General features: G+C 60.1%; 1 protein-coding gene. It reads left to right on the forward strand.

What is annotated here, in order from left to right:
* Window positions 1–441, forward strand: a 441-nt coding sequence (locus tag ACTHTS_RS11270) for an NUDIX hydrolase (protein WP_440370089.1), incomplete at both ends; no start/stop codon positions are given.

Here is a 441-nt window from a genome sequence, read left to right on the forward strand (position 1 = left end):
TGGGCGACAGTTTGCAAACGCTGGCGCAACAATGGCGCGAGTGCGGTTTGCTCAATGGTTGGCGCGGTGAAAAGTTCGACATCTGCGACCAGTCGGGCAAGCCTTTATGCGCACTCGAGCGCGCCGCCTGCCGCCCGTTCGGCCTGATGAGTCAGGCAGTTCATTTGAACGGATTGGTCGAAGCAGGAGACGGTTTGCACTTTTGGATAGGCCGCCGCAGTCCGCACAAAGCCGTCGATCCAAACAAACGCGACAACCTGACCGGCGGCGGCATCAGCAGCGGCGAGAGGCCGTCTGAAGCTGTCGGCCGCGAGGGCGAAGAAGAAGCAGGCATTCCCGCGGCTCTGACACCCCATAGCCGACCGACCGCCCAAATATATAGTTTGCGCCCCGGTAACCGCGGTGTTCACAACGAAATCCTGCATATCTTCGACATCGTCC

The organism is Neisseria sp. P0019.S003 (assembly GCF_051957115.1).
GTDB classification, from domain to species: domain Bacteria; phylum Pseudomonadota; class Gammaproteobacteria; order Burkholderiales; family Neisseriaceae; genus Neisseria; species Neisseria flavescens_D.